The sequence below is a fragment of the Acinetobacter legionensis genome, from assembly GCF_057165765.1.
Genome location: NZ_CM169896.1, coordinates 4,190,066 through 4,211,172 on the forward strand (window position 1 = coordinate 4,190,066; position 21,107 = coordinate 4,211,172).

22 protein-coding genes are annotated in these 21,107 nt (G+C 38.4%); 8 read left to right on the top strand and 14 right to left on the bottom strand.

Annotated features, from left to right (window positions below; translation table 11 throughout):
• Positions 1-14 precede the first annotated feature (14 nt).
• Positions 15-371 carry a Spx/MgsR family RNA polymerase-binding regulatory protein gene (locus tag AC2G3J_RS19215; RefSeq protein ID WP_336952480.1) on the top strand — a complete coding sequence of 119 codons (357 nt, stop codon included), beginning with the start codon at positions 15-17 and terminating at the stop codon, positions 369-371.
• A 65-nt stretch (positions 372-436) separates the two neighbouring features.
• Here AC2G3J_RS19215 and AC2G3J_RS19220 read toward each other — a convergent pair whose 3' ends face one another.
• A complete protein-coding gene (locus tag AC2G3J_RS19220) occupies positions 437-868 on the bottom strand; it encodes a DUF2147 domain-containing protein (RefSeq protein WP_419819760.1) in 432 nt (143 codons plus the stop codon).
• Between the two features lie 153 nt (positions 869-1,021).
• On the opposite strand from AC2G3J_RS19220, the gene AC2G3J_RS19225 reads away from it, so the two are divergent.
• The 3 genes from AC2G3J_RS19225 to AC2G3J_RS19235 all read left to right on the top strand — a co-directional run bounded on the left by AC2G3J_RS19225 (position 1,022) and on the right by AC2G3J_RS19235 (position 4,243).
• The gene (locus AC2G3J_RS19225) at positions 1,022-1,936 is read left to right on the top strand and encodes an alpha/beta hydrolase (RefSeq protein WP_336952484.1); all 915 of its coding nucleotides are present in this window, start codon (positions 1,022-1,024) and stop codon (positions 1,934-1,936) included.
• 333 nt (positions 1,937-2,269) lie between these two features.
• On the top strand, positions 2,270-2,872 hold the full coding sequence (locus tag AC2G3J_RS19230; protein WP_419326938.1) for a GGDEF domain-containing protein: 603 nt from the start codon (positions 2,270-2,272) through the stop codon (positions 2,870-2,872).
• A gap of 255 nt (positions 2,873-3,127) precedes the next feature.
• Positions 3,128-4,243, top strand: coding sequence for a GGDEF domain-containing protein (locus tag AC2G3J_RS19235; RefSeq protein ID WP_483770459.1), 1,116 nt, complete (start codon positions 3,128-3,130; stop codon positions 4,241-4,243).
• Between the two features lie 15 nt (positions 4,244-4,258).
• Here AC2G3J_RS19235 and AC2G3J_RS19240 read toward each other — a convergent pair whose 3' ends face one another.
• From AC2G3J_RS19240 to AC2G3J_RS19255, 4 genes are all read right to left on the bottom strand, one after another.
• The gene (locus tag AC2G3J_RS19240; protein WP_419326936.1) at positions 4,259-4,939 is read right to left on the bottom strand and encodes a glutathione S-transferase family protein; all 681 of its coding nucleotides are present in this window, start codon (positions 4,937-4,939) and stop codon (positions 4,259-4,261) included.
• Positions 4,940-5,084: 145 nt separating this feature from the next.
• A complete protein-coding gene (locus tag AC2G3J_RS19245; RefSeq protein WP_336952491.1) occupies positions 5,085-5,852 on the bottom strand; it encodes a transporter in 768 nt (255 codons plus the stop codon).
• Positions 5,853-5,867: 15 nt separating this feature from the next.
• Positions 5,868-6,410 (bottom strand): ankyrin repeat domain-containing protein, encoded by a 543-nt coding sequence (locus AC2G3J_RS19250; RefSeq protein WP_105713903.1) that lies wholly within the window; start codon positions 6,408-6,410, stop codon positions 5,868-5,870.
• 195 nt (positions 6,411-6,605) lie between these two features.
• Positions 6,606-6,959 (bottom strand): HPF/RaiA family ribosome-associated protein, encoded by a 354-nt coding sequence (locus AC2G3J_RS19255; RefSeq protein ID WP_004718651.1) that lies wholly within the window; start codon positions 6,957-6,959, stop codon positions 6,606-6,608.
• Between the two features lie 503 nt (positions 6,960-7,462).
• Between AC2G3J_RS19255 and AC2G3J_RS19260 the strand changes: the two genes are divergently transcribed.
• The 3 genes from AC2G3J_RS19260 (at position 7,463) to AC2G3J_RS19270 (ending at position 9,648) form a co-directional block, all read left to right on the top strand.
• Positions 7,463-8,185 (top strand): outer membrane protein OmpK, encoded by a 723-nt coding sequence (locus AC2G3J_RS19260; protein WP_004718652.1) that lies wholly within the window; start codon positions 7,463-7,465, stop codon positions 8,183-8,185.
• 113 nt (positions 8,186-8,298) lie between these two features.
• A complete protein-coding gene (locus AC2G3J_RS19265; RefSeq protein ID WP_419326934.1) occupies positions 8,299-8,802 on the top strand; it encodes a GNAT family N-acetyltransferase in 504 nt (167 codons plus the stop codon).
• 105 nt (positions 8,803-8,907) lie between these two features.
• Entirely contained in the window at positions 8,908-9,648 is a 741-nt protein-coding gene (locus tag AC2G3J_RS19270; RefSeq protein WP_419326933.1) for a hypothetical protein, read from the top strand.
• Between the two features lie 62 nt (positions 9,649-9,710).
• Here the strand turns inward: AC2G3J_RS19270 and urtE are convergent, their stop codons facing one another.
• The 7 genes from urtE to AC2G3J_RS19305 all read right to left on the bottom strand — a co-directional run bounded on the left by urtE (position 9,711) and on the right by AC2G3J_RS19305 (position 18,418).
• The gene (urtE, locus tag AC2G3J_RS19275; RefSeq protein ID WP_056517139.1) at positions 9,711-10,409 is read right to left on the bottom strand and encodes an urea ABC transporter ATP-binding subunit UrtE; all 699 of its coding nucleotides are present in this window, start codon (positions 10,407-10,409) and stop codon (positions 9,711-9,713) included.
• A gap of 10 nt (positions 10,410-10,419) precedes the next feature.
• Positions 10,420-11,256: an urea ABC transporter ATP-binding protein UrtD gene (urtD, locus tag AC2G3J_RS19280; protein ID WP_004718659.1), complete on the bottom strand. Its 837-nt coding sequence runs from the start codon at positions 11,254-11,256 to the stop codon at positions 10,420-10,422.
• Positions 11,256-12,326, bottom strand: a complete 1,071-nt coding sequence (urtC, locus tag AC2G3J_RS19285) for an urea ABC transporter permease subunit UrtC (RefSeq protein ID WP_004718664.1) — start codon at positions 12,324-12,326, stop codon at positions 11,256-11,258. Before urtC ends, urtD begins: the two co-directional genes overlap by 1 nt.
• Positions 12,327-12,330: 4 nt before the next feature.
• Positions 12,331-13,971 carry an urea ABC transporter permease subunit UrtB gene (urtB, locus tag AC2G3J_RS19290; RefSeq protein ID WP_336952497.1) on the bottom strand — a complete coding sequence of 547 codons (1,641 nt, stop codon included), beginning with the start codon at positions 13,969-13,971 and terminating at the stop codon, positions 12,331-12,333.
• A 101-nt stretch (positions 13,972-14,072) separates the two neighbouring features.
• Positions 14,073-15,362: an urea ABC transporter substrate-binding protein gene (gene urtA / locus AC2G3J_RS19295; RefSeq protein ID WP_336952598.1), complete on the bottom strand. Its 1,290-nt coding sequence runs from the start codon at positions 15,360-15,362 to the stop codon at positions 14,073-14,075.
• Positions 15,363-15,936: 574 nt separating this feature from the next.
• Positions 15,937-17,817: a DNA topoisomerase IV subunit B gene (gene parE, locus AC2G3J_RS19300; protein ID WP_004718669.1), complete on the bottom strand. Its 1,881-nt coding sequence runs from the start codon at positions 17,815-17,817 to the stop codon at positions 15,937-15,939.
• 16 nt (positions 17,818-17,833) lie between these two features.
• On the bottom strand, positions 17,834-18,418 hold the full coding sequence (locus AC2G3J_RS19305; RefSeq protein ID WP_336952498.1) for a YqiA/YcfP family alpha/beta fold hydrolase: 585 nt from the start codon (positions 18,416-18,418) through the stop codon (positions 17,834-17,836).
• A gap of 243 nt (positions 18,419-18,661) precedes the next feature.
• Between AC2G3J_RS19305 and AC2G3J_RS19310 the strand changes: the two genes are divergently transcribed.
• Complete coding sequence (locus tag AC2G3J_RS19310; RefSeq protein WP_419360603.1) at positions 18,662-19,993, top strand: PGAP1-like alpha/beta domain-containing protein; 1,332 nt, start codon at positions 18,662-18,664, stop codon at positions 19,991-19,993.
• A 38-nt stretch (positions 19,994-20,031) separates the two neighbouring features.
• Here the strand turns inward: AC2G3J_RS19310 and AC2G3J_RS19315 are convergent, their stop codons facing one another.
• Positions 20,032-20,478: a hypothetical protein gene (locus tag AC2G3J_RS19315; protein WP_419819764.1), complete on the bottom strand. Its 447-nt coding sequence runs from the start codon at positions 20,476-20,478 to the stop codon at positions 20,032-20,034.
• A 122-nt stretch (positions 20,479-20,600) separates the two neighbouring features.
• The gene (locus AC2G3J_RS19320; RefSeq protein WP_336952501.1) at positions 20,601-21,095 is read right to left on the bottom strand and encodes a disulfide bond formation protein B; all 495 of its coding nucleotides are present in this window, start codon (positions 21,093-21,095) and stop codon (positions 20,601-20,603) included.
• Positions 21,096-21,107: the final 12 nt, after the last annotated feature.

A 21,107-nucleotide genomic window follows, 5' to 3' on the forward strand; every position in this document is an offset into this window, starting at 1 on the left:
TATTAGGTTAAGACATGTTGAAAATTTATGGAATCAAAAATTGTAACTCCATGAAAAAAGCTTTTGATTTACTGACTGAACTTGGCTTGAGTTACGAGTTTCATGATTATAAAAAACAAGGTATAGATGCAGAAACCGTTAAACAATGGCTCGATCATATTGGGCAAGATCTTGTGCTCAATAAAAAAGGCACAACGTGGAAAAAACTCAGTGAACAAGAACAACAACTGGCTTTGTCAAGTGAACAAGCACTCATCCAAGCGCTTACCACACATACCAGTCTAATCAAACGCCCTATGATTAATCAAAATGGCCAATATGTGGTTGGTTTTGATGAGGATAAAATTAAGGCTTTAAAACTTACAGCATAAAAATAATCGAGCAATAAAAAGCCTGATCAATAGATCAGGCTTTTTATTGTGGTGAATCAATATACTTAGTTTGCACGTACCCAAGTTTGATTGCGGCCTAAAGCAGAAATACCCATATAACCACGTAACTTTAACTGATTACCAGCAAGCTCACCTTTGAGTTTATAGGTTTTGCCATTTTTAGGATCTAGAATCGTACCATTATCATAGCTTTTTCCACCGACATTTTTTAAACCAGTGACAATCGTTACACCTTTCAATGATTTATTGTGGTATGGACCCTCACATTTAGTACAAGAGTTTTCTTCACCTGGCGTTAAAACACTTTGAATTGCAGCCGTCAATGTTCCATTTTTTTGTTCAGTGAACTTTACAATTGCTTTTGGCTGCTTAGTTGTATCATCAATTGTTTTCCAAACAGTTCCATTCAGTGGATCTGCAGCATTTGCAAGAACTGTTGCTGATAATAAGCCTAATGCAAGTACAATTTTTTTCATTGTTTTGTTTTCCCTAGTCTAATTGACACTTTATAGTATTAAAAATTTACACCAATTTAGCAATTCTTGAATGTGACTATATAGTGTACCCTTGTAACAAGTGTTGGTGAATCAACAAAAATAAAGTCACAAATTTAACAATATGGAAGGAACATGAAGATTAACTCAGCTCTGAAACAATACATTACAGAATCTATTCTTAAATCTAGCTTCAAATTTCCAAGTCGTTTCAATCTTCCGCCCACAACTGCACGTTTCGGAATAGAACAACTTTCACGCGTTTTTCCGCAGCGTAAAGATGTGCAGATCCGTTCTTTACGCATTGCAGGGATTCGGGCAGAAGAAATTAAACCTCAAGCGCATACAACCCAAATGATTTTTCATATCCATGGTGGAGCGTTTTTTGTAGGCTCAATTAAAACCCATCGAGCTTTTTTATCTGAAGTTGCTGCACGCACTCAGATGCAAGTTTTACATGTAGATTATCCGCTCGCACCGGAAAGTAAGTTTCCTGAAGCAGGTGATGCGATTTATGATATTTATCAACAACTTTTAGATCAAGGTGTGCAACCTAAGGACATCATTGTTTCAGGTGATTCTTGCGGTGCAAATTTGGCTTTAGCACTTGCATTACGAATTAAGGAAGAAAATAAACAACAACTTCCTAGCGCTTTAATTCTTATGTCCCCCTTCTTAGACCTAACTTTAACAGGTGAGTCTTTACGTTATAATCAGAAGCATGATGCTTTGCTTTCTATCGAAGCACTTGAGTCTGGTATTGACTTTTACGTACCGAAAAACTTGGACCGCTCCCTACCTCCTCTTTCGCCTATTTTCGGAGATTTTGAAGGACTGCCGCCAACTTTAGTGCAAATCGGCTCTAAAGAAATTCTTTTATCTGATGCTCAACGTTTTGAAAAAAAAGCCAAAGCTGCTGGGGTGAAAGTCAATTACAAGTTGTACACGGGAATGTGGCATAATTTCCAAATGTTTAGTCCATGGTTTGATGAGGCAAAACAATCTTTAGCAGATATTGCTGAATTCGCTCATAAAATAGACTGCGACTAACCTCGATATTTACTCAATGATGAACAACAGATCATTTAACAAACCAAACTGTTGTTCATTTTTAAAGATAAAATAATCAATTTAAACAAATCGTATATTTATTCAAATAATCGCATATCCGTCATTCGAACTATATGTATTGTCTGATCATTTTTATCGGGTTTTACAAATTCTAATATATTCTTAAACTATACTACAAAGTTAATCACATTTTTCAAAATTATGTATATATCCTTCAAGTATTTACTTAAACTTTAATTTGAGTTCAAGCCAATAAATTGCTACATTTAAGGCATCATACAATAAAAATCCAAGTACGGAATGGATTCGATTATGCGTAATAAAATTTATTCAGAAAAACGACGTAAAATTCATTCATTGTTCAATCAAGTATTGAAACACTCATTTATTGCCAAATTAATACATAAAAACCAATTGATTAATAATCTAGAAATTGATCCATATACGGGTATTTATAACCAATTTGCAATTAACACTTATTTAAAAGAGTTACATCCACAAAGCGAATCTAATTTTGGTATCGTTTTGCTCAGTGTTGATAATTTGTGTGAAATCAAAAATAAATACAACATTAAAATTGCTCATAAGGCTTTAGCAGCAATTGCCCAAGAGTTATTACAAAACATCCGTGAGACAGACCTTGTTGGTCGTTATAGTGAATCCGAATTTATTTTAATTCTCAGTGATGTGAATCAAGATCAAGCACACCATATCGCAGATCGGCTATCTCTTTTAATTAATAATTATGATTTAAAGATCAATAGCAAAATCATTTCACTTCAAACAAGTTATGGCGTATCAGTTTCTAAACAAGATACAATGAGTAATACGGTATTACAACAAGCAGATCAAGCATTATATATTGCGAAAATAAATCGTAAGCCTGGTTATGCTGACACAGGACTCTTATCTTAAAACACCTAAATAATTAAAAATTATTTACAGCATTATTTACTTCAAGTTCATAATAAACTACCAGATTATTAACAAATAAATGATAACAATTCTTTGTTTTAATAAATTTTAACCCCTATAATTTAAAAAATTATTAATCAGCACTTAATGACTAGTCACTTAAAAATCATGGAATAATTATGAATGGAGGAATCGAATATAAGACTTAATCTTTACTGGCAAAAGCTGAAACAACAATTAGATTCAAATATCATTATGAATTGGAGCAGTTTACATAAATGTATCTTGATTCTGTTCCTGACCGTTGCCCTTCATTTATCTTGGATTGCTTGGAAAATTTTTATTTTGCTGAGTCCAGAAACATGGCAATGGGTCAATATCTCCTTGATTCGTTCACAACTTGTTGTCAATGCAGGTTCAACCCTACTGCTTATTTCCCTTATCGCATTTTGTTATTTCTTTCAAAATAAAAAATGGGCAAATACTATCTTGCCCCATGTTGTCATTAGTATTTTTATCATTTTAATGCTTGCAGATGGTTTTTTGGTGGGTATCTATAGTCCAGCCACTGTTTTTGCATTCGTTTGCATCTCTGGTGTGGGTTTAATTTTATTCAATAGAAAAATTATATATCTTCAAATTACAACTGCCCTGTTGTTCTATATTTCAATGATGTTCAGTACATATTGGCGCATAATTCCTTATGCACCAATTTTTAATGAACATATGTTGGAAAATAAACGACATGATAATTCGTTCTGGGTGGGGACTATGCTGTACTTTATTATTCCTATTTTAATTGTATGTTTAATTTTATGTGAAATTTTACTGTCTCAGTGGCGACATAGAGAGTCATTAATCAAGAAACTCAGTGAAACAGATCCACTGACCAATTTATATAATCGTCGTTTTTTTAATGAAAAGCTTAATGAAATCCAAAATAAGCAAACTCATTATGCCATTATCTTGATTGATATTGATCATTTTAAAGAAATCAATGACTTATATGGGCATCATTTTGGTGATGAAGCATTGTGTAAAGTTGCCAAATTATTATCTTCTCACATTCGTCATTCTGATATTGTGGCACGTTATGGTGGTGAAGAATTTATTATCGCCTTACCTGAAACATCATTAAGCATTGCACAAGCACTTGCTGAACGTTGTCGAGTAGCGATTCAAAATCAAGTACTTGAATCCCTTGATCATCATTATGTACAACTTACTGCCAGCTTTGGTATTGCTACCTCGATTGACGATGAAAATATCAGTAAAATTATTCATCTCGCAGACAAAGCGCTATATCGAGCAAAACAGTCTGGTCGCAATCAAGTCCAGTTCTATCATGATCAAATCAATGAAATTGCTTAATTGGTATTTAATACATTAAACTTGGCTACGATATTGCTCTTCACAAGCAACAAACCGGAATTCTGCATGCGCTTCTGCTATCCATTGTTGTACTGCAGGAACGGCTAATATTTTGTCAATATAACGCTGACTGTTTGCTGATACTGCAATGCCATAACCCATAAACCGCATCACAACTGGCGCATAAAAAGCATCGACAATAGTAAACTCATCAGCACATAAAAAACTGTCAGGGTGTGGTCGCTCCGACCATAATTGTTCAATCCGTTTTACATCTTGCTGTAGTTTTAAATTTTCCTGCCAAAGCTGTACACCAATATGCTTTAAATCAGCATCTAAATTCATATCACAACAACTACGCAAAGCCATAAAACTACTGTGCATTTCAGCAGACATCGATCTTGCGCGTGCACGTTGTTTTACATCTTGAGGCCACAATTGTTTTTCAGGAAACTTTTCTGCTAAATATTCACAAATCGCCAAAGAATCCCAAACTAAAAAGCCATCGTCTACTAAAGCTGGGACTTTGCCAGTTGGGTTTATTTTTAAAATACTTTGTTTAAATTGGCTGTCGAGGTCAAAGTGATCAAAAGGAATCAAGTGCTCTGTAAATGGGATGTTGAAATGCTGAATCACTAACCAAGTACGCATTGACCATGTCGAATAATTTTTATCACCAATAAACAATTCTAACATTTTAATACTCCTGTGTTTATTGCTTATTTTGAACTCAGCATACAGAAGATAAAGCCTTTCTAAAAGCATTTAGAAAAATGTGCGGTTTTAAAACAAGTCAAGGAGTAGATTTACTACTCCTTGACAATGTGCCAGACTGAATTGATTAGAATAAGAATGCCACACCTAAACCAGCTTTATAACTACGGTCTCGTCCTTCCAAATCTACACCCACACTTCCATCAAGTTGAGTACGCTCATTGACCGCATAGATTAAACCAGAACCTAGACCATACTTATAGTCTTGGCTTTCTGTTTTTGAATAAACAAACTCAGAGAATCCTGAAAGATTTCCTGCAATTTTATAACCGACAGTAGGTACAGCAGTCACTGACCAATGCCCATCTTGCACAGCGTAGTTCATGGTGATCCCAGTATTGACCAAATCGTTATACTGATAATCTAATGATGTTCCGATGCTATAAATATCATCTTCTTCACTAAAACCATCATTACCCGTTGCGATCAAGGCTTGAGCCAAAATCGCCATTGATAATTTATCATCTTTTAAATCGATGGCTTTTTTAATCCCAATAGAAACATCACCTAAACCAGAGTCATCCTCTTTAATACCTTTATATTTGGTTTGCATCCAAGCTGGGCCTTGCCATCCTAACTGTAATTCCATACTCGAGGTTAAACCTGTACGAAAAAGCATATCGCCATTGAGGGTTACAGTTTTTGCTTTTGCGCCATCTACTTTAGTTTCCGTGTAGGTCACACTTGGTAGCCCTTGCTCCCAAGCCAATTGTCCCACAGGCGTGATCCCTGTTCCAAAACCTGTTCCAGGACGATCAAAAGAAAATTCTGCTGCCATTGCGCTTATACTTAGACTCGAAGCAAGGGCTAATGTGATTCTATTTAAAATTGCCATATCAAGACTCAAAATTTACGATAATTCTTTGGACATTTTCGCACCGCGACTACGTAGTAACTCTAAAGATTCTTTCTCTTCAGGTAAAGCCTGAGACCAATCTATTTGATCAAATTCACAATCAAAGAACAAATCACTGATCGAAGATAAAATGGTCTTCCCTTCTTCATCTTTGGTGTTCGGGTCAACCTTATGATCTAAAAGCTTATGAATTGCAGGTACACAGGCTGCGCTTGCTGCATCCCACAGTGGACCATAGCACTCTTCAGTGTCCCACAAATAAAAGTTTGCTTTGGCACTAATTAAAGCATCCAAAATATCTAAATGCGGTTGTAAGTCTTGTGCTTTTTGTTCTGCCGTTAAAGGATGACCTGCTTCATAGGCATCACAAATTTTTTCCCACCATTTAAACAATCCATCTGACCAAATCGAAACAGCTGGCCCTTTTTCAGGTTCCATAAAGTTAGGATCAAATCCATCTGCAAGCAAACGTTTGACTTGAGCAAGGTCTAAATCTTCTAAAGCCTGTATAAAGACTTGTTGTTGTGCTGATAACATGTTGATCTCACTATTCTATTCCTATACAACATTATGACGAATATTTTTAAAATAGCTTTGAAAAATTTTAATCGTATCGCTTTTATTTTATAAATGGCATTTATTGTTCATTTATGACAAAGAAGATAATCAAGGACTGTTTTAAAACCATAAAATTGAAGACCATAAAAAAGCCCCGAAGGGCTTTTTATCAGATCATGCTTCATCTGCATCAGCAAGTTCTAGTTTTCCACCACGTGGATTTTCAATTTTTTCTAATACGTGCTCTAGGCTACGCTTTACCCGATCTATCGCACCGTGTAATGAAAGATCAATGTTTTTCGCTCGATGTTTTACCACGACTGGCTTCAAACCTGCTGCTTTGACTTCAATCATACACTGGATATCATCCGCCCCACCTTTGTCACCGTTCTCATCACTGATATGAACTGAAAACTGGGTAATACGTTCGCTATGACGTTGGAATTCTTGATTTAGCTCATCGCGTACGTAAGTAATTAAACGATCACTATTTCTAATATTTTTATCTGTACGGATTTCTATATTCATAAAAAACATCCTCTTTCTAATCAAAAAACGAGTGCAAAACTTATATTTTCGGCACACTTTGCGCCTGCTGTATAAGACAGCTTTTCACCTACAATAAATTGGAACCGTAACTCCTCTATTGCAAAGATGAACACTTTTAACGATCTGCAGATAGGTGTTCTTATACATTCAATATCAGGCCATATTGGAAAATATGCAAGTAGATTTTTAACTTTTTTATGAAAAGAATATGAAAAATGACATCTTGTTACGTTACTTTATAATTAAATGATTTAATTGATTTTTTAATGACTAATTCTGACTAAAAACATCAACTATGTTTAATTCTTAAACTTTTAATGGATATAAATTTTAAATCTTTGCTTTAAATATGCGACTCACGTTTTAAAACATTTCACCTCTTGATGTTTACATATTTATTTTCATTCCATCTAATTTTCGCTTTATTTTTATTTAAGAATCTGTATTCTTGAAGCGCTTTTCTTGGGGGAAAGGAAGAATTCATGAAACTTACACAAATTGCGGCTATCTGCGCAATCGCTTCAACTGCAACTTTGGCTCAAGCTGCGCCTGTTTGGCAAGATTTTAGTATTACTGGTCTTTATGGTGAAAACTATGAACTAACACCAGATGAGAAACAATCTACTATCACTTTTGAGTATGCTGCCAAACTTAAATACGGTGATTTCTTTGCCTTTGCTGACCGTACCAACAGTGATGGTCAGTCGGATACTTATTTTGAGGTTTCTCCACGTCTTAGCTTAGGTGCTGTTTCTGGGAAAAAACTTGAATTAGGCCCAATTAAAGACGTATTAATTGCAACCACTTGGGAAGGTGGTAAAGACATGAACAACTACCTATACGGTGTTGGTGTTGATTTAGCTATTCCTTATTTTCAATATGCGCAATTAAATTTCTACCGTGCCAATAATGAAATCCAAGAAGATGACTATCAATTGACATTTACCTATGGAATTCCATTTAAAATTGCATCTGAAGAATTCCTTGTGGACGGTTTCCTTGATTGGTCAACTGCAGAAAAAGATCAAGTTGCACACTCAAGCGAGTTGAACTGGACGACACAATGGAAATGGAATGCGGGTAAACACATTTCTCCAGATACCCGTCTATATCTTGGTGTTGAACACTCTGTATGGCACAACAAATACGGTGTTCCAGGCAAAGACGAAAATAATGTCAGCGCTTTAATCAAGTATCATTTCTAAGACTGAGCTAAATCCATTGATCAGAAAGCAAAACTTCGGTTTTGCTTTTTTTATTGCCCTTAAAAATAAATCTTTTTAGAATACCCCTATCAATTTTCCATTGACCTGTATCCATGAATTTTCAGATCCGCCCTGCTCAAGCTTCTGACCTAACTGAGATTATGCGTATTTATAATCATGAAATTGCAACAGGTTTAGCAACATGGAACAGCCAATTAAAGACTTTCGCAGATTACCAGCAGTGGTTTCTAGAATTACAACAACAGCAATTTCCACTTTTTGTTGCTGAAGAAACAGCGACTCATGCCATTGCAGGCTATGCCGATTATGCAAGCTTTAGAGCAATCAACGGTTATCTATATACAGTTGAGCACTCTGTTTATATCGACCCAGAATTTACTCGACAAGGGCTCGGCAAACGCTTAATGCTGAAATTGATTGAACATGCTCAACAGCACAATATCCACGTTATGGTTGCTGCAATTGACCACGAAAATACTGGTTCGATTTATCTACACCAACAACTCGGATTTAAACAAACAGGTTATATGCCACGAGTCGGACAAAAATTTGGGCAGTGGCGTGATTTGGTGTTGATGCAATTAAATTTTGATTAAAATAGAGCAGTATTTATACAGCATCCGTCGTAAATTTTTTTGTCGTTTTTTCAAAATTTGTTGTATAACCATAAACAATATTGCTGAACTTCAGAGCGAATATCGATGAATAAAATTATAATCAGTCTATTGGCACCATTTGCATTGATACTTAATACAGCAAGCCATGCTGCTGACTACGATGAACAAAATATAAAACAGGGTTGTGCCAAACTCAGTCAATATCGTAAATTGGGACAAAAATTTTACGACCAGAAAAACTATAAAAAAGCGCTTGATCAGTTTCAAAGACAAGCATCTTGGAGTGCTTTTTGTCAGTCTGTGGGTGAAGAAGAAGCTGATATTCGGGTTTCAGATAATGACATCGACATTGCCAATAATAATGTGGGTTTAACGTATAGCAAACTCAATCAACCCTTATGGGCAAGAGCGTGGTTTCAAATTAAACCCACAAAAACCAGTCAATTTAATTTAAAAAAGTTAGTAACACCAAAACCAAACAATGACTTAACAGGAGAATATGCCAGTTATGCAGGTTTTGGCGAATGGAACAATATCACCATTAAAAAACGTGATCAGAAATATCTCATTCAGTTCACTGGTCTATGGATGGGTGCTCGAAGTCTCATCTATGGTCCAAATATTGGCGAATTTGAAACAGAAATGCCACTTCATGCCAAGAAAGCAAGCTATCGTTTTGAAAATTGTCAAATTGACATCAATTTCACTTATAACGCCTCTTTAGGCAATTTTATTAAAGTGAAAGAATTAAATGAACAAGCCGATTGTGGCTTTGGGATGAATGTTTCATCAACAGGCTATTATCAGAAAGTTGAGCCTCAATAATATAGGGTTTAACCACACCTCCCTTGACTCAGGGAGGTAAACAAAATGTTTTCACGATTCTGTTAAATTGCCACTAAATCACGAATCCCCTTTTCAGGCATTTCTTCACCAATGCCTTGTGCAACCACTTGACCACGTGCCATCACGGTATAGTTATCGGCCAGCTCCTCGGCAAAATCATAGAATTGCTCTACAAGTACAATCGCCATTTCGCCACCATCTGCCAATTTTCGAATCACTCGACCAATATCTTTAATAATCGAAGGCTGAATTCCTTCGGTCGGCTCATCTAAAATCAAAACTTTCGGCTCCGATGCTAAAGCACGTGCAATGGCTAATTGCTGTTGCTGCCCACCCGATAAATCACCGCCACGGCGATGTTTCATTTCGTCTAAGACAGGAAAAATTTCATATAAATGCTCAGGGACTTTACGGGTTTTTGCACCAGAAAATTTTGCCATGCCAATCAAAATATTTTCCTCTACTGTGAGTGTAGAAAAAATATCTCGCCCTTGAGGAACATAGGCCAAACCCGCGCGTACACGCTGTTCAGGGCTCATTTTAGCAATGTCTTTGCCATCCAATAAGATTTGCCCAGACTTAATCGGTAAAATTCCCATCAAACATTTTAATAAGGTGGTTTTACCCACACCATTGCGTCCTAAAACCACAGAACACTCACCAATCGGCGCAGTTAAAGTCACATCACGGAGAATGTGACTGCCCCCATAAAATTGATTGACGTCTTTTATTTCTAGCATATTGCTCCCCTTAACGTCCTAAATACTTTTCAATCACATCTTCATTGGCTTGTACTTCCGCCAAAGTTCCTTCGGCTAGAATGGCACCTTGTGCCAGAACCGTAACTTTCTCACTAATGGTGTCGATAAAGCTCATATCGTGCTCGACTACAACCAAGGTATGATTCTTTTTTAATTCCAAACATAACTCTGCTGTCCGTTCAGTTTCAGCATCGGTCATTCCCGCTACAGGCTCATCCAACAAGATCAGTTTAGGTCGTTGCATCAACAGCATGCCAATTTCAAGCCACTGCTTTTGTCCATGTGATAACAATCCCGCAGGCTTTTGAATAAACTCTTGTAAACGAATCTGTTGCAAAGATTCATCCAAAGCCAACTGTGCATCGGGACTTAACTTGCTAAAAAAACTTTTTTTCACAGTTTTGTCTTTTGGTGCAGCAAGGAGCAGATTTTCCATCACGGTAAAATTTTCAAATACAGTTGGTTTCTGAAACTTACGACCAATACCCGCTTCTGCAATTTGCTCTGTACTCATTTTGGCAAGATCATAGTTTTGACCAAAAAAGGCAGAACCTTCGGTAGGGCGTGTTTTACCGGTGATGACATCCATCAATGTGGTTTTCCCCGCACCATTTGGTCCAATAATGCAGCGCAACTCCCCTTCTTCAATGTAAAGAGACAAATCATTTAAAGCCCGGAAAGAATCAAACCATACACTGACTTTTTCTAAGTAAAGTGCAATACCATGGCTGAAATCAGCACCTTCAGCTTTAGGACGACCATAGCCCTCACCGATTTGACCACCATGTTGCGAATTTAAGCCCAAATCTGACAATAGCTCTGACATTAGTGATCCTCCTTTTTAAAGCGCTCAAGCAATCCAATCACCCCTTTAGGGAGGAAGATGGTTACAACGATAAATAATGCACCAAGGATCAATAACCATATTTCAGGATATGCAACGGTAAAATAGGTTTTAACTCCATTGATCAGACCTGCACCTAGAATTGGACCAATCAATGTGCCACGACCACCTGCTGCAACCCAAACCGCCATTTCAATCGAATTCACAGGATTCATTTCGCTTGGATTAATGATGCCTGCTTGTGGGACATACAATGCACCAGCAATTCCGGCAATCACCGCTGAAAGGACCCATGCCGACAGTTTGTACCACAGGGTACGATAGCCTAAATATTGCAACCGGTTTTCGCTATCACGGATTGCCCCCAACACTCGACCATAAGGCTTATTCATTAAACTACGTAAGCCGATAAAACTCAGTAACAACACTAAGGCAGTAAGGAAACACAATGTTGCTCGCATAGAAGCAGAGGTAATATCCATCCCAAGAATGGTTTTAAATCCAGTAAAGCCATTGTTCCCACCAAAACCTGTTTCATTGCGGAAAAACAACAGTGCTGCAGCAAAAGTCATAGCTTGGGTGATAATCGAAAAGTACACACCTTTAATTTTGGAACGGAAGGCAAAGAATCCAAAGATAAAGGCAATCACACCAGGTACCAAAATCACCAAAGCCAAAGCCCATAAGAAGTGCTGGGTTCCGACCCAATACCAAGGTAACTCAGTCCAACTGAGAAAACGCATAAAGTCAGGCAATTGCTCGCCTGCTGACTCTCGCATCAGGTACATACCAAAAGCATAACCACCCAAAGCAAAATATAATCCATGGCCTAAACTCAGGATGCCGGCATAGCCCCAGACCAGATCCAAAGCTAGTGCAACCAAGGCCAGACACATGATTTTGCCAATCAAAGTCACCCAATATGCTGAGAGGTGTAATGCTGAATCTTGTGGCAACACATGAAACCACGGCAGAATCAGCATCACAGCGAAACATACAGCTATGGCGATTGCACTATAGGGTTTATCTGAAAGTAATGATGTGATTTTCATAGGCTTACTCCACAAAACGACCTTTGATAGCGAATAAACCTTGTGGGCGTTTTTGAATAAACAGAATCACAAGAACCAAGAGAATAATTTTGGCGAGCACTGCGCCCATACCAATTTCGAGTATTGTTCCACTCACACCTAAACCTAATGCGGCAAGCACTGCGCCCCAAACTTGACCAACACCACCCACTACAACCACAAGGAAAGCATCAATAATATAGTTTTGCCCTAGGTCAGGTCCGACATTACCGACTTGTGCCAAGGCACAGCCTGCCAGCCCTGCAAGTCCTGAACCCAGTCCAAAGGCCATCATATCAATTCGTGCAGAACGAATACCTACAGCACGTGCCATCTGACGGTTTTGCGTGACTGCACGGACGAATAAACCGAATCGGGTTTTATTGAGTAGATAAACCAGTAAAAGTAATACAGTGATGGTGAAGACGATAATGGCAATACGGTTATAGGGCAGCATCAAACTAGGTGTAAGTGAAATTCCACCTGAAAGCCATGAAATATTTGATACTTCAACATTCTGTGCACCAAAGATCATCCGTACCAATTGCATCAAAATAAGGCTGACACCAAAGGTCGCCAACAAGGTTTCTAACTGACGGCCGTATAAGGGACGAATCACGGTTCGTTCTATCAGCATACCAATTAAAGCACTGACTAAAAATGCTGCTGGAATTGCTGCAATCAGGTACCAGTCGACATAAGCACCCAAATGGATTTTAAAGAAACTTTGCACCACATAAGTGGTATAAGCACCGATCATGATCAACTCGCCATGCGCCATATTGATCACCCCCAGTAAGCCATATGTAATCGCCAGTCCTAATGCTGCAAGCAAAAGAATACTTGCAGTACTTAAGCCTGAAAAAACATGTCCTGTCCATTCACTTGCTTGAATTCGGGTTTTAATACTACTTTGCGCACTGACCAATGCAGCCTTTAATTCTGGATTTAAGTGTGGCTGTGTTAGCGCTTGTTCGATGATCGCCAAAACATCAGGGCGACTAGAATCTTTTAGCGTTTTGACCGCTTGAATTTTGGTGAGTGTATCTGGACTATTAAAATCAATTCGTGCTTTTAACTGGGCTAAACGAGCCTTCACTTTATTATTTTTTTCATTGAGATAAAGTTGGTTGATAGCTTTGATATCCAACTCATCTAAATTGTTCTCCAAGATATCAATCGCAGCCAATCGCTGTGATGCATCTTGGGACTGTAACTTGATCTTCGCCTGACCAAAGTTCAAGGCTTTGTGCAAGGTGTTGACCAACGTCACTTGATTTAAATCACCTGGCCAATCAGTAATTGCCTGTTCATCTGGATAACTGAACAGCTTGTCTCCAGCTTTCATAATGTAGGTATTGCCTGAACTGTCGGTATAAAGCTCGTCGTTTTCGACATAAGCCACCAACTTATCAAGCTCGTCAATACTTGCCGGCCATTGATTCAACATCGCTCTTCGGTTTGAGAAATCTGCACGTACAAATTTTTGAATGGCATCATCATGACTTACCACTGCCTGAGCAGATGACGATTGCGCGCTATGCTCAGATTCAGCAAAAATCTGTTGAATAAGAAATAATTGAGAAATCGTAAAAAAAAGTGCTGCGAGTTTCAGTCTAAGTGACATGTGCAACTCCCCCTATTTGTGTTTAAATACAATGACCTTTAAAGTTTAGTCATCAGTTAAGCCCACTACGCATGTAGCAGGCTTTTGGGGTCGTAAAGTCTTTATTTAGGAATGTACGGGCTCCATGGTTCCGCTTTGATCGGTTGAGGGCTCTTGTAAACCACATCAAATTGCCCATCACCACGAATTTGACCGATCATTACAGGCTTATGTAAGTGATGATTAGTAGCATCCATACTTAAGGTATAGCCTGACGGTGCTTTAAAGCTTTGACCTGCCATTGCTTCACGGACTTTATCTACATCCGTTGTTCCCGCTTTTTCAACGGCTTGTTTCCACATATTGATACCCACGTAGGTGGCTTCCATTGGATCATTGGTCACCAATTTACTGGCATTGGGAAGCTTATATTCAACTGCGTATTGCTTCATCTTATTGACGAATTCGGTATTCACTGGATTCTTCACAGACATGAAGTAATTCCAAGATGCCAAATGCCCGACCAATGGTTTGGTGTCAATCCCGCGTAATTCTTCTTCACCGACTGAAAAGGCCATCACAGGAATATCCGAAGCTTTTATGCCTTGGTTACCTAATTCACGATAGAACGGTACGTTAGAATCGCCATTGATGGTGGAAATAACTGCGGTCTTTTTACCCGCAGCGAATTTCTTAATATTGCCGACAATGGTTTGATAATTACTGTGTCCAAACGGCGTGTATTCTTCCATGATGTCTGCATCGGCAACGCCTTTAGACTTTAAAAATGCACGTAAAATTTTGTTGGTGGTTCGTGGATAGACGTAGTCGGTACCTAATAAGACAAAACGTTGTGCCTTACCTCCCTCTTCGCCCATTAAGTATTCAACAGCAGGAATCGCTTGTTGATTGGGTGCTGCACCTGTATAGAAAATATTCTTAGACTGTTCTTGACCTTCGTATTGCACTGGATAGAACAACAGACCATTGAGCTCCTCTACAACTGGTAACACTGATTTACGTGAAACTGAAGTCCAACAGCCAAAAATGACAGCGACTTTGTCCTGAGTAATCAACTGGCGGGCTTTTTCAGCAAATAATGGCCAGTCTGATGCAGGATCGACGACAACAGGCTCAAGCTTTTTCCCCATCACCCCACCTTTGGCATTAATTTCATTGATTGCCATAAGTGCCGTATCTTTAAGCGACGTTTCAGAGATAGCCATTGTTCCAGACAATGAATGCAAGATGCCCACTTTAATTGTGTCACCGCTTGTTGCAGTTGCCGATTTATTTTCTGTTGCGGGTTTCGCTTCCGTTTTATCTGCTGGTTTTGAGCAAGCTGTCAGCGCAATGCTCCCCATCATTGCCACAGCGAGAAGTGTTTTTGAAAACATTTTTTGTTGGAACATCATCTTTTTCTCTCCAAACCTTTTGGTGCATTTTTGAATGCGCGATTTTGCTTTTACCTGACAGGCTTAATTCAATTTTTATGCCAAGTGGAGAATTTGTGCTTTTATCGTTGAATATATTTCATGATAAAAAATAATAAAATCAAAATATTAGTCACTCTTATTTTTATATAAATCGGACGTGCATTGATAAGCATTAAATGCCTTTCAACGACTCAATAGTGCGAGTGTTGATCAGGTGAAAGTGCGAGATTAAAAGTCATACTGGTCAAATTAAGTGCGATTTTTTTTATTTAAAATGAGCAATGAGGGTGCAAAAAATTGACCCAAAATTAAATTTTTAAGCTTTCTTAATGAATTTTGCTTTACAGCACCAAACGATTTTGACGGAATAATCCAATCCCTGAGATGGATGGAGCAGAGGTAAAAGAATAGGAGAAAAAATAGAAAGGCTATACAGAAATATTTTGTTTTACGAAGAATATAATTCTGTTTACATCAATGCGATATTTAAGAGGTATCAAAAAAATGATGCACTGAGGCATCATTTTTCAAATATGAATGAGTTCGATAATCAAACACTCAAATCAGCTAAGTTTCCTTTTTGCTCTAACCAGTCTTTACGATCACCTGACCTTTTTTTGGCAAGTAATTTATCCAGTAAACCTGTTGTGTGATGCGTGTCGTCCAAATCCAATTGCACCAAACGGCGTGTATTCGGATCTAAGGTGGTTTCACGCAATTGACTGGCGTTCATTTCACCCAAACCTTTAAATCGAGTAATTTGCGGGTTTTTAGATTTAACTCTCTTTAAGATAGCTTCTAACTCTTCGTTATCAAGCGCGTAGTAAACATCTTTGGCATCATCGATACGGAACAATGGTGGCATTGCAACATAAAGGTGTCCAGCATCGACCATTGCAGGGAAATGCTTCACGAAGAGTGCACACAGCAAGGTCGCGATATGTAAACCATCTGAATCGGCATCGGCAAGGATACAAATTTTGCCATAACGTAATTCGGAAAGATCATCACTGCCCGGATCTACACCGATTGCAATCGCAATATTATGCACTTCTTGAGAGGCCAACACCTCGTCAGAAGACACTTCCCAAGTATTTAAAATTTTCCCACGAATCGGCATGATCGCTTGGAAGTTTTTATCGCGGGCTTGTTTTGCAGAACCACCGGCAGAGTCACCTTCGACGATAAACAATTCCGATTCTTCAAGGGTATGACCGACGCAATCTGATAGTTTTCCGGGCAAGGTAGGACCAGCAACAATCTTTTTACGTTCAACTTTTTTCGCTGCTTTTAAACGGCGACCCGCTTTCGCAATCACAATCTCAGCCAATTGCATGGCCACTTCAGAGTTTTGATTTAGCCACAGCGCAAAAGCATCTTTGGCAATATTTAAAACAATGTTGGATGCTTCTCGGCTTGAAAGACGTTCTTTGGTTTGTCCTGAGAATTGTGGCTCTTGGAATTTAAGCGACAGAATATAATTAACCCCATCCCACACATCTTCAGCAGACAATTTCAGATTACGTGGCAACAAGTTACGTAACTCACAAAACTCACGCATCGCATCGGTAACACCTGAGCGTAACCCGTTTACATGGGTTCCTCCTTGTGCCGTTGGGATCAAATTCACATAACTTTCCTGAATTTGTTCACCACCCTCAGCATTCCAGCAAATTGCAAACTCAGCGCTGGCGCGTTCAGCTTCACCCGTTGCGACAAAGGCAGGATCTGGAATGATTTCACGATCTTGTAATTCATCCATCAAATAGTCGACGAGACCATTTTCAAACTGCCATTCAATTTTTTCGTCATTAATCTGATCAATATAATTAATTTGTAGACCAGCAGCCAATACAGCTTTGGCTTTGAGATTATGTTTTAACGCTTTTAAAGCAAATTTAGGTGAGTCAAAATATTTTGCTTCTGGCCAAAAATGTACTGTTGTCCCCGTAGCACGTTTTGGCGCTTTGCCTTCTAAAACCTCTAAAGGCGCAACAGGTTCACCATGTTCAAACGCCATTTTATAAAGATTGCCGTGGCGTTGAACTTCAACCTCAACACGATCAGACAAGGCATTGACCACTGAAATCCCTACACCATGCAAACCGCCCGAAAACTGATAGTTATCAGTGCTAAATTTACCGCCAGCATGTAATTTCGTTAGGATAATTTCAATCCCGCTTTGTCCATATTCAGGGTGAATATCGACGGGCATACCACGCCCATTGTCTTCGACCGACAACGAACCATCTTTATATACTGTAACAGTAATTTTATTGGCATGTCCTGCAAGTGCCTCATCGACAGCATTATCAATTACTTCTTGCGCCAAATGGTTTGGACGAGTGGTATCGGTATACATACCTGGACGGCGACGTACAGGATCTAGACCAGATAATACTTCAAGTGATTGGGCCGTATATTGAGACACGTTGAGTTTTTTCCTTTTATTTTACGGAGTATGATAAAAATTCCAGAATCATGGGTATTTTATCTGCAAAATCTTCCATCGCATGATTACCATGCATTTCTGTCATGATTAATGATGTGTGTGGAGCTGCACTATAATACCGTTCAGCGTCACGATAATCTAAAACTTCATCACCTTGTTGCAATAAGACCAGTATTTTGTCTGCATCTTGTACAAATGGCACGGCAATCGCTTCCAAGTAGTCAAGTTGTAAACGATCTAAAGTCCATTTTTCATTGATCTTATAGGGAATCTGTTCAATTCCAAATAAGTTACTGAACAATTGCCATGGTCGCATAGCTGGATTAATTAAAACAGCAGGCACACCATATTTTGCGACCAATTGTGTCGCATAAAATCCACCAAAGCTACTCCCCACCAGTACAACATCAGGCAATTTTTCAATGAGCGCTGAAATTTGATCTAAAACCAGTTGCGGATGTTGGTTTAAATCAGGCAAATGCACACTATGCGATGAATAGCATCGACAATAATCATCTAATTGTTGCCCTTTTATTGATAAAGGACTACTTTTAAAACCATGTAAATAAATAATATTCATTGAAAATAGTTTGCTTTTTTACCACCAATGTTTTAGTTTTTAATGTGATTTGAATCACATTATTGTTTTAATTTGTATATGTCGTGATATTGTCCGACAAAAAACTAAAACATAATCGCAATTATCGGTATTTTAAATAGCGTTCAGGATGAACAAGATAAGATGATTGCCTAGGGATTTATACATTGATCTACAGCAAAAATAAAGTCTTTGTTCCAGATCAATATGGATGAGGAAATAACAATGCCAAGCTTAACCCCTTTACACGAAACCTATTGTAAGTGGGATCGCTCGCCTCCAAGTCAGGCCGACGTATTAGAAGGTTTAGCGCAGTTAGTGAGTACGCCACTCAGTGGCATGGTTCAAGACTTCATCCAGTCGATTCAACGCGAAATGTTGCTGAGTATTTTTGGCTTAAGTAAACAAAAAGCCAAACGATTTCAGTCACGTCCAATTGTCGATAAATTCTATCAATTTGGTTATCACGCGTTGCAAAATTATGGTAGCCATCTGCTTGCTCCAGTTTTACGTAAAACCATTGAACGTTTTCCAAATTTGCATGATAAGCCTTTGACCTCCCATATGACTTTTTTAGTCAGTGCTTTAAATGGGGTATTGGGCGATTATTTGTTAGCGAGCCATAATCCTCTGGCACTCTCACCTGTACTCTATGATCATTATGGTGCATTACAGCAAGGTGATTTGGCTGGACGTGTAGTGATTTTCTCACATGGTTTATGTATGAATTATCAAGATTGGACCAACCGTAACAATGGCGGTATTGGTGAGAAACTATTGGCCCAGCGTGATCACAACACCATGTTGTATTTTCACTACAATACTGGGCGCAGAATTTCAGCCAATGGACGTTCATTAGCAAATCTTTTAGAAGACTTAGTGAAACGTAACCCTCGCATTACCAGTATTGATTTAATTGGGCACAGTATGGGTGGCTTGGTATCTCGCAGTGCGCTGTTCTATGGCAAACAAAACATGCACCAGTGGTTCCATATGGTAGAGAATCTAGTTTGTATTGGTTCTCCGCATCATGGTGCGTTATTAGAACGTTTCGGATTTGCCATGCAAGAGAAAGTGGGTAATTTTCCTATTGTTAAAATGATCAGTCATATCGTCAATATCCGCAGTAATGGCATCTTAGACTTGCGCTATGGAAGTGTTCGAGATGATGACTGGGAGCATAACAATGCTCGTATTGGTTTGATGGATGACAACCGTAAACCCGCTCCGCTACCCTCTCATATCAATACCTTTTTAATTGCAGGTACCTTAGAATTTGAAAACCGCAAAAACCGCACCTTAAAAGTGATTGGCGACTATCTGGTCAGTGTTAAAAGTGCCTTGGGTGAACATCCGAACCCACGTTTCCAGTTAAAATTACCTGAATCGCATAAAGCTGTGTTTTATGGCTTAAACCATCTTGAGATTCAATATCATCCTTTGGTTTCGGAACAAATTGCCAAATGGTTTTATCCGCACCATGATGAGCTGGCGGAAGAACAAATTCGCAAATATTTGATTAAATTAGAAAGTATGCAAGGGATTGTTGAAACCTAATCGTAAAAAAGCAGATCTTCAATCCACTTTTTTTTCTGCTATTTCACTTCAATTTGATAAGACTTGTTCTGATGAGGATCAATCATGTCACCATATTCATCAAAGTTTGATTTTTCTGCACATTGTGTATCGATCAGTAAGCCTTGTTTTAATTCACAAGTCCAAGCTTTATTATAATTCTTTTGGCTAAGTTTTTTACCTGTTAAATCAAATTGCGTCACCTCAATGAGCGACTGGGCAAGCGTTCTAGCAGGATGGCTCTGTGATACGGACAATACGTAGTATCTGCCACCATGCAACTGACAGTCTTCAATTCGACTTGAAAAATAATCTGGATCGACAATAAATTTTTTAAATGGCTGAGCACCCAATTTTATATAGGAAATGTCGGCTGGGATAGTGTCATCAAATTCAGATTTAAACTGACAAGACACATCTTTACTGATCACAGTGACTAGCTTTGCAGAAACTTGTGCCGTTGACAAGCAGACTAGTATGCTGATCCCAGCTAAATTTATTTTATGATTTATGATTTTTCTTGATTTATACATCAATGAAGTTTATTTGAAAAAAAGGGCCAGTTTAGACTGGCTCTTGATGTTTTAAATTAGTACTTTCTAAACAACTGCCACAGACTGATCAATGCTAATACACTAAAAAACAATAATGACCAAACGGGTAAAGATTGTCCTAAAAAAGTCCAATCGACCATAGCACATTCGCCAGAACCCTTAAGGACATTTTCAAACACCGCTTTTAAAGGCAATGTATTTACCCAATAGTCTAGACCTGGCCCACAACTTGGAACCTGATCTTTAGGTAAGTTCTGTAGCCACACGTGGCGAGCGGCAACACCAACTGACCAAGAAATTGCAGCGAAACCCAAGAAGCTATAAATGCGTTTAAATACATTTGTTTTTGGGTTATGCAAAAAGGCAATCAGTGAAATTAGCCCTAGGCCAATCAATCCAATACGTTGAAATACGCATAGTGGACATGGCTCAAGCCCTTGTACATGCTCTAAATAGAGCGCAAATGACATACCAATCACACTTGCCAAAAATAAAAGACCACTTACGAAGCGATAACTACGCCATTGCATGGAACTTCCTCA

What these genes read in the sequence shown, in the direction of transcription:
- AC2G3J_RS19215 (WP_336952480.1), top strand. Translation starts at nt 15, where the DNA reads ATGTTGAAAATTTATGGAATCAAAAATTGTAACTCCATGAAAAAAGCT.
- AC2G3J_RS19220 (WP_419819760.1), bottom strand. Translation starts at nt 868, where the DNA reads ATGAAAAAAATTGTACTTGCATTAGGCTTATTATCAGCAACAGTTCTT.
- AC2G3J_RS19225 (WP_336952484.1), top strand. Translation starts at nt 1,022, where the DNA reads ATGAAGATTAACTCAGCTCTGAAACAATACATTACAGAATCTATTCTT.
- AC2G3J_RS19230 (WP_419326938.1), top strand. Translation starts at nt 2,270, where the DNA reads ATGCGTAATAAAATTTATTCAGAAAAACGACGTAAAATTCATTCATTG.
- AC2G3J_RS19235 (WP_483770459.1), top strand. Translation starts at nt 3,128, where the DNA reads ATGAATTGGAGCAGTTTACATAAATGTATCTTGATTCTGTTCCTGACC.
- AC2G3J_RS19240 (WP_419326936.1), bottom strand. Translation starts at nt 4,939, where the DNA reads ATGTTAGAATTGTTTATTGGTGATAAAAATTATTCGACATGGTCAATG.
- AC2G3J_RS19245 (WP_336952491.1), bottom strand. Translation starts at nt 5,852, where the DNA reads ATGGCAATTTTAAATAGAATCACATTAGCCCTTGCTTCGAGTCTAAGT.
- AC2G3J_RS19250 (WP_105713903.1), bottom strand. Translation starts at nt 6,410, where the DNA reads ATGTTATCAGCACAACAACAAGTCTTTATACAGGCTTTAGAAGATTTA.
- AC2G3J_RS19255 (WP_004718651.1), bottom strand. Translation starts at nt 6,959, where the DNA reads ATGAATATAGAAATCCGTACAGATAAAAATATTAGAAATAGTGATCGT.
- AC2G3J_RS19260 (WP_004718652.1), top strand. Translation starts at nt 7,463, where the DNA reads ATGAAACTTACACAAATTGCGGCTATCTGCGCAATCGCTTCAACTGCA.
- AC2G3J_RS19265 (WP_419326934.1), top strand. Translation starts at nt 8,299, where the DNA reads ATGAATTTTCAGATCCGCCCTGCTCAAGCTTCTGACCTAACTGAGATT.
- AC2G3J_RS19270 (WP_419326933.1), top strand. Translation starts at nt 8,908, where the DNA reads ATGAATAAAATTATAATCAGTCTATTGGCACCATTTGCATTGATACTT.
- urtE (WP_056517139.1), bottom strand. Translation starts at nt 10,409, where the DNA reads ATGCTAGAAATAAAAGACGTCAATCAATTTTATGGGGGCAGTCACATT.
- urtD (WP_004718659.1), bottom strand. Translation starts at nt 11,256, where the DNA reads ATGTCAGAGCTATTGTCAGATTTGGGCTTAAATTCGCAACATGGTGGT.
- urtC (WP_004718664.1), bottom strand. Translation starts at nt 12,326, where the DNA reads ATGAAAATCACATCATTACTTTCAGATAAACCCTATAGTGCAATCGCC.
- urtB (WP_336952497.1), bottom strand. Translation starts at nt 13,971, where the DNA reads ATGTCACTTAGACTGAAACTCGCAGCACTTTTTTTTACGATTTCTCAA.
- urtA (WP_336952598.1), bottom strand. Translation starts at nt 15,362, where the DNA reads ATGTTCCAACAAAAAATGTTTTCAAAAACACTTCTCGCTGTGGCAATG.
- AC2G3J_RS19305 (WP_336952498.1), bottom strand. Translation starts at nt 18,418, where the DNA reads ATGAATATTATTTATTTACATGGTTTTAAAAGTAGTCCTTTATCAATA.
- AC2G3J_RS19310 (WP_419360603.1), top strand. Translation starts at nt 18,662, where the DNA reads ATGCCAAGCTTAACCCCTTTACACGAAACCTATTGTAAGTGGGATCGC.
- AC2G3J_RS19320 (WP_336952501.1), bottom strand. Translation starts at nt 21,095, where the DNA reads ATGCAATGGCGTAGTTATCGCTTCGTAAGTGGTCTTTTATTTTTGGCA.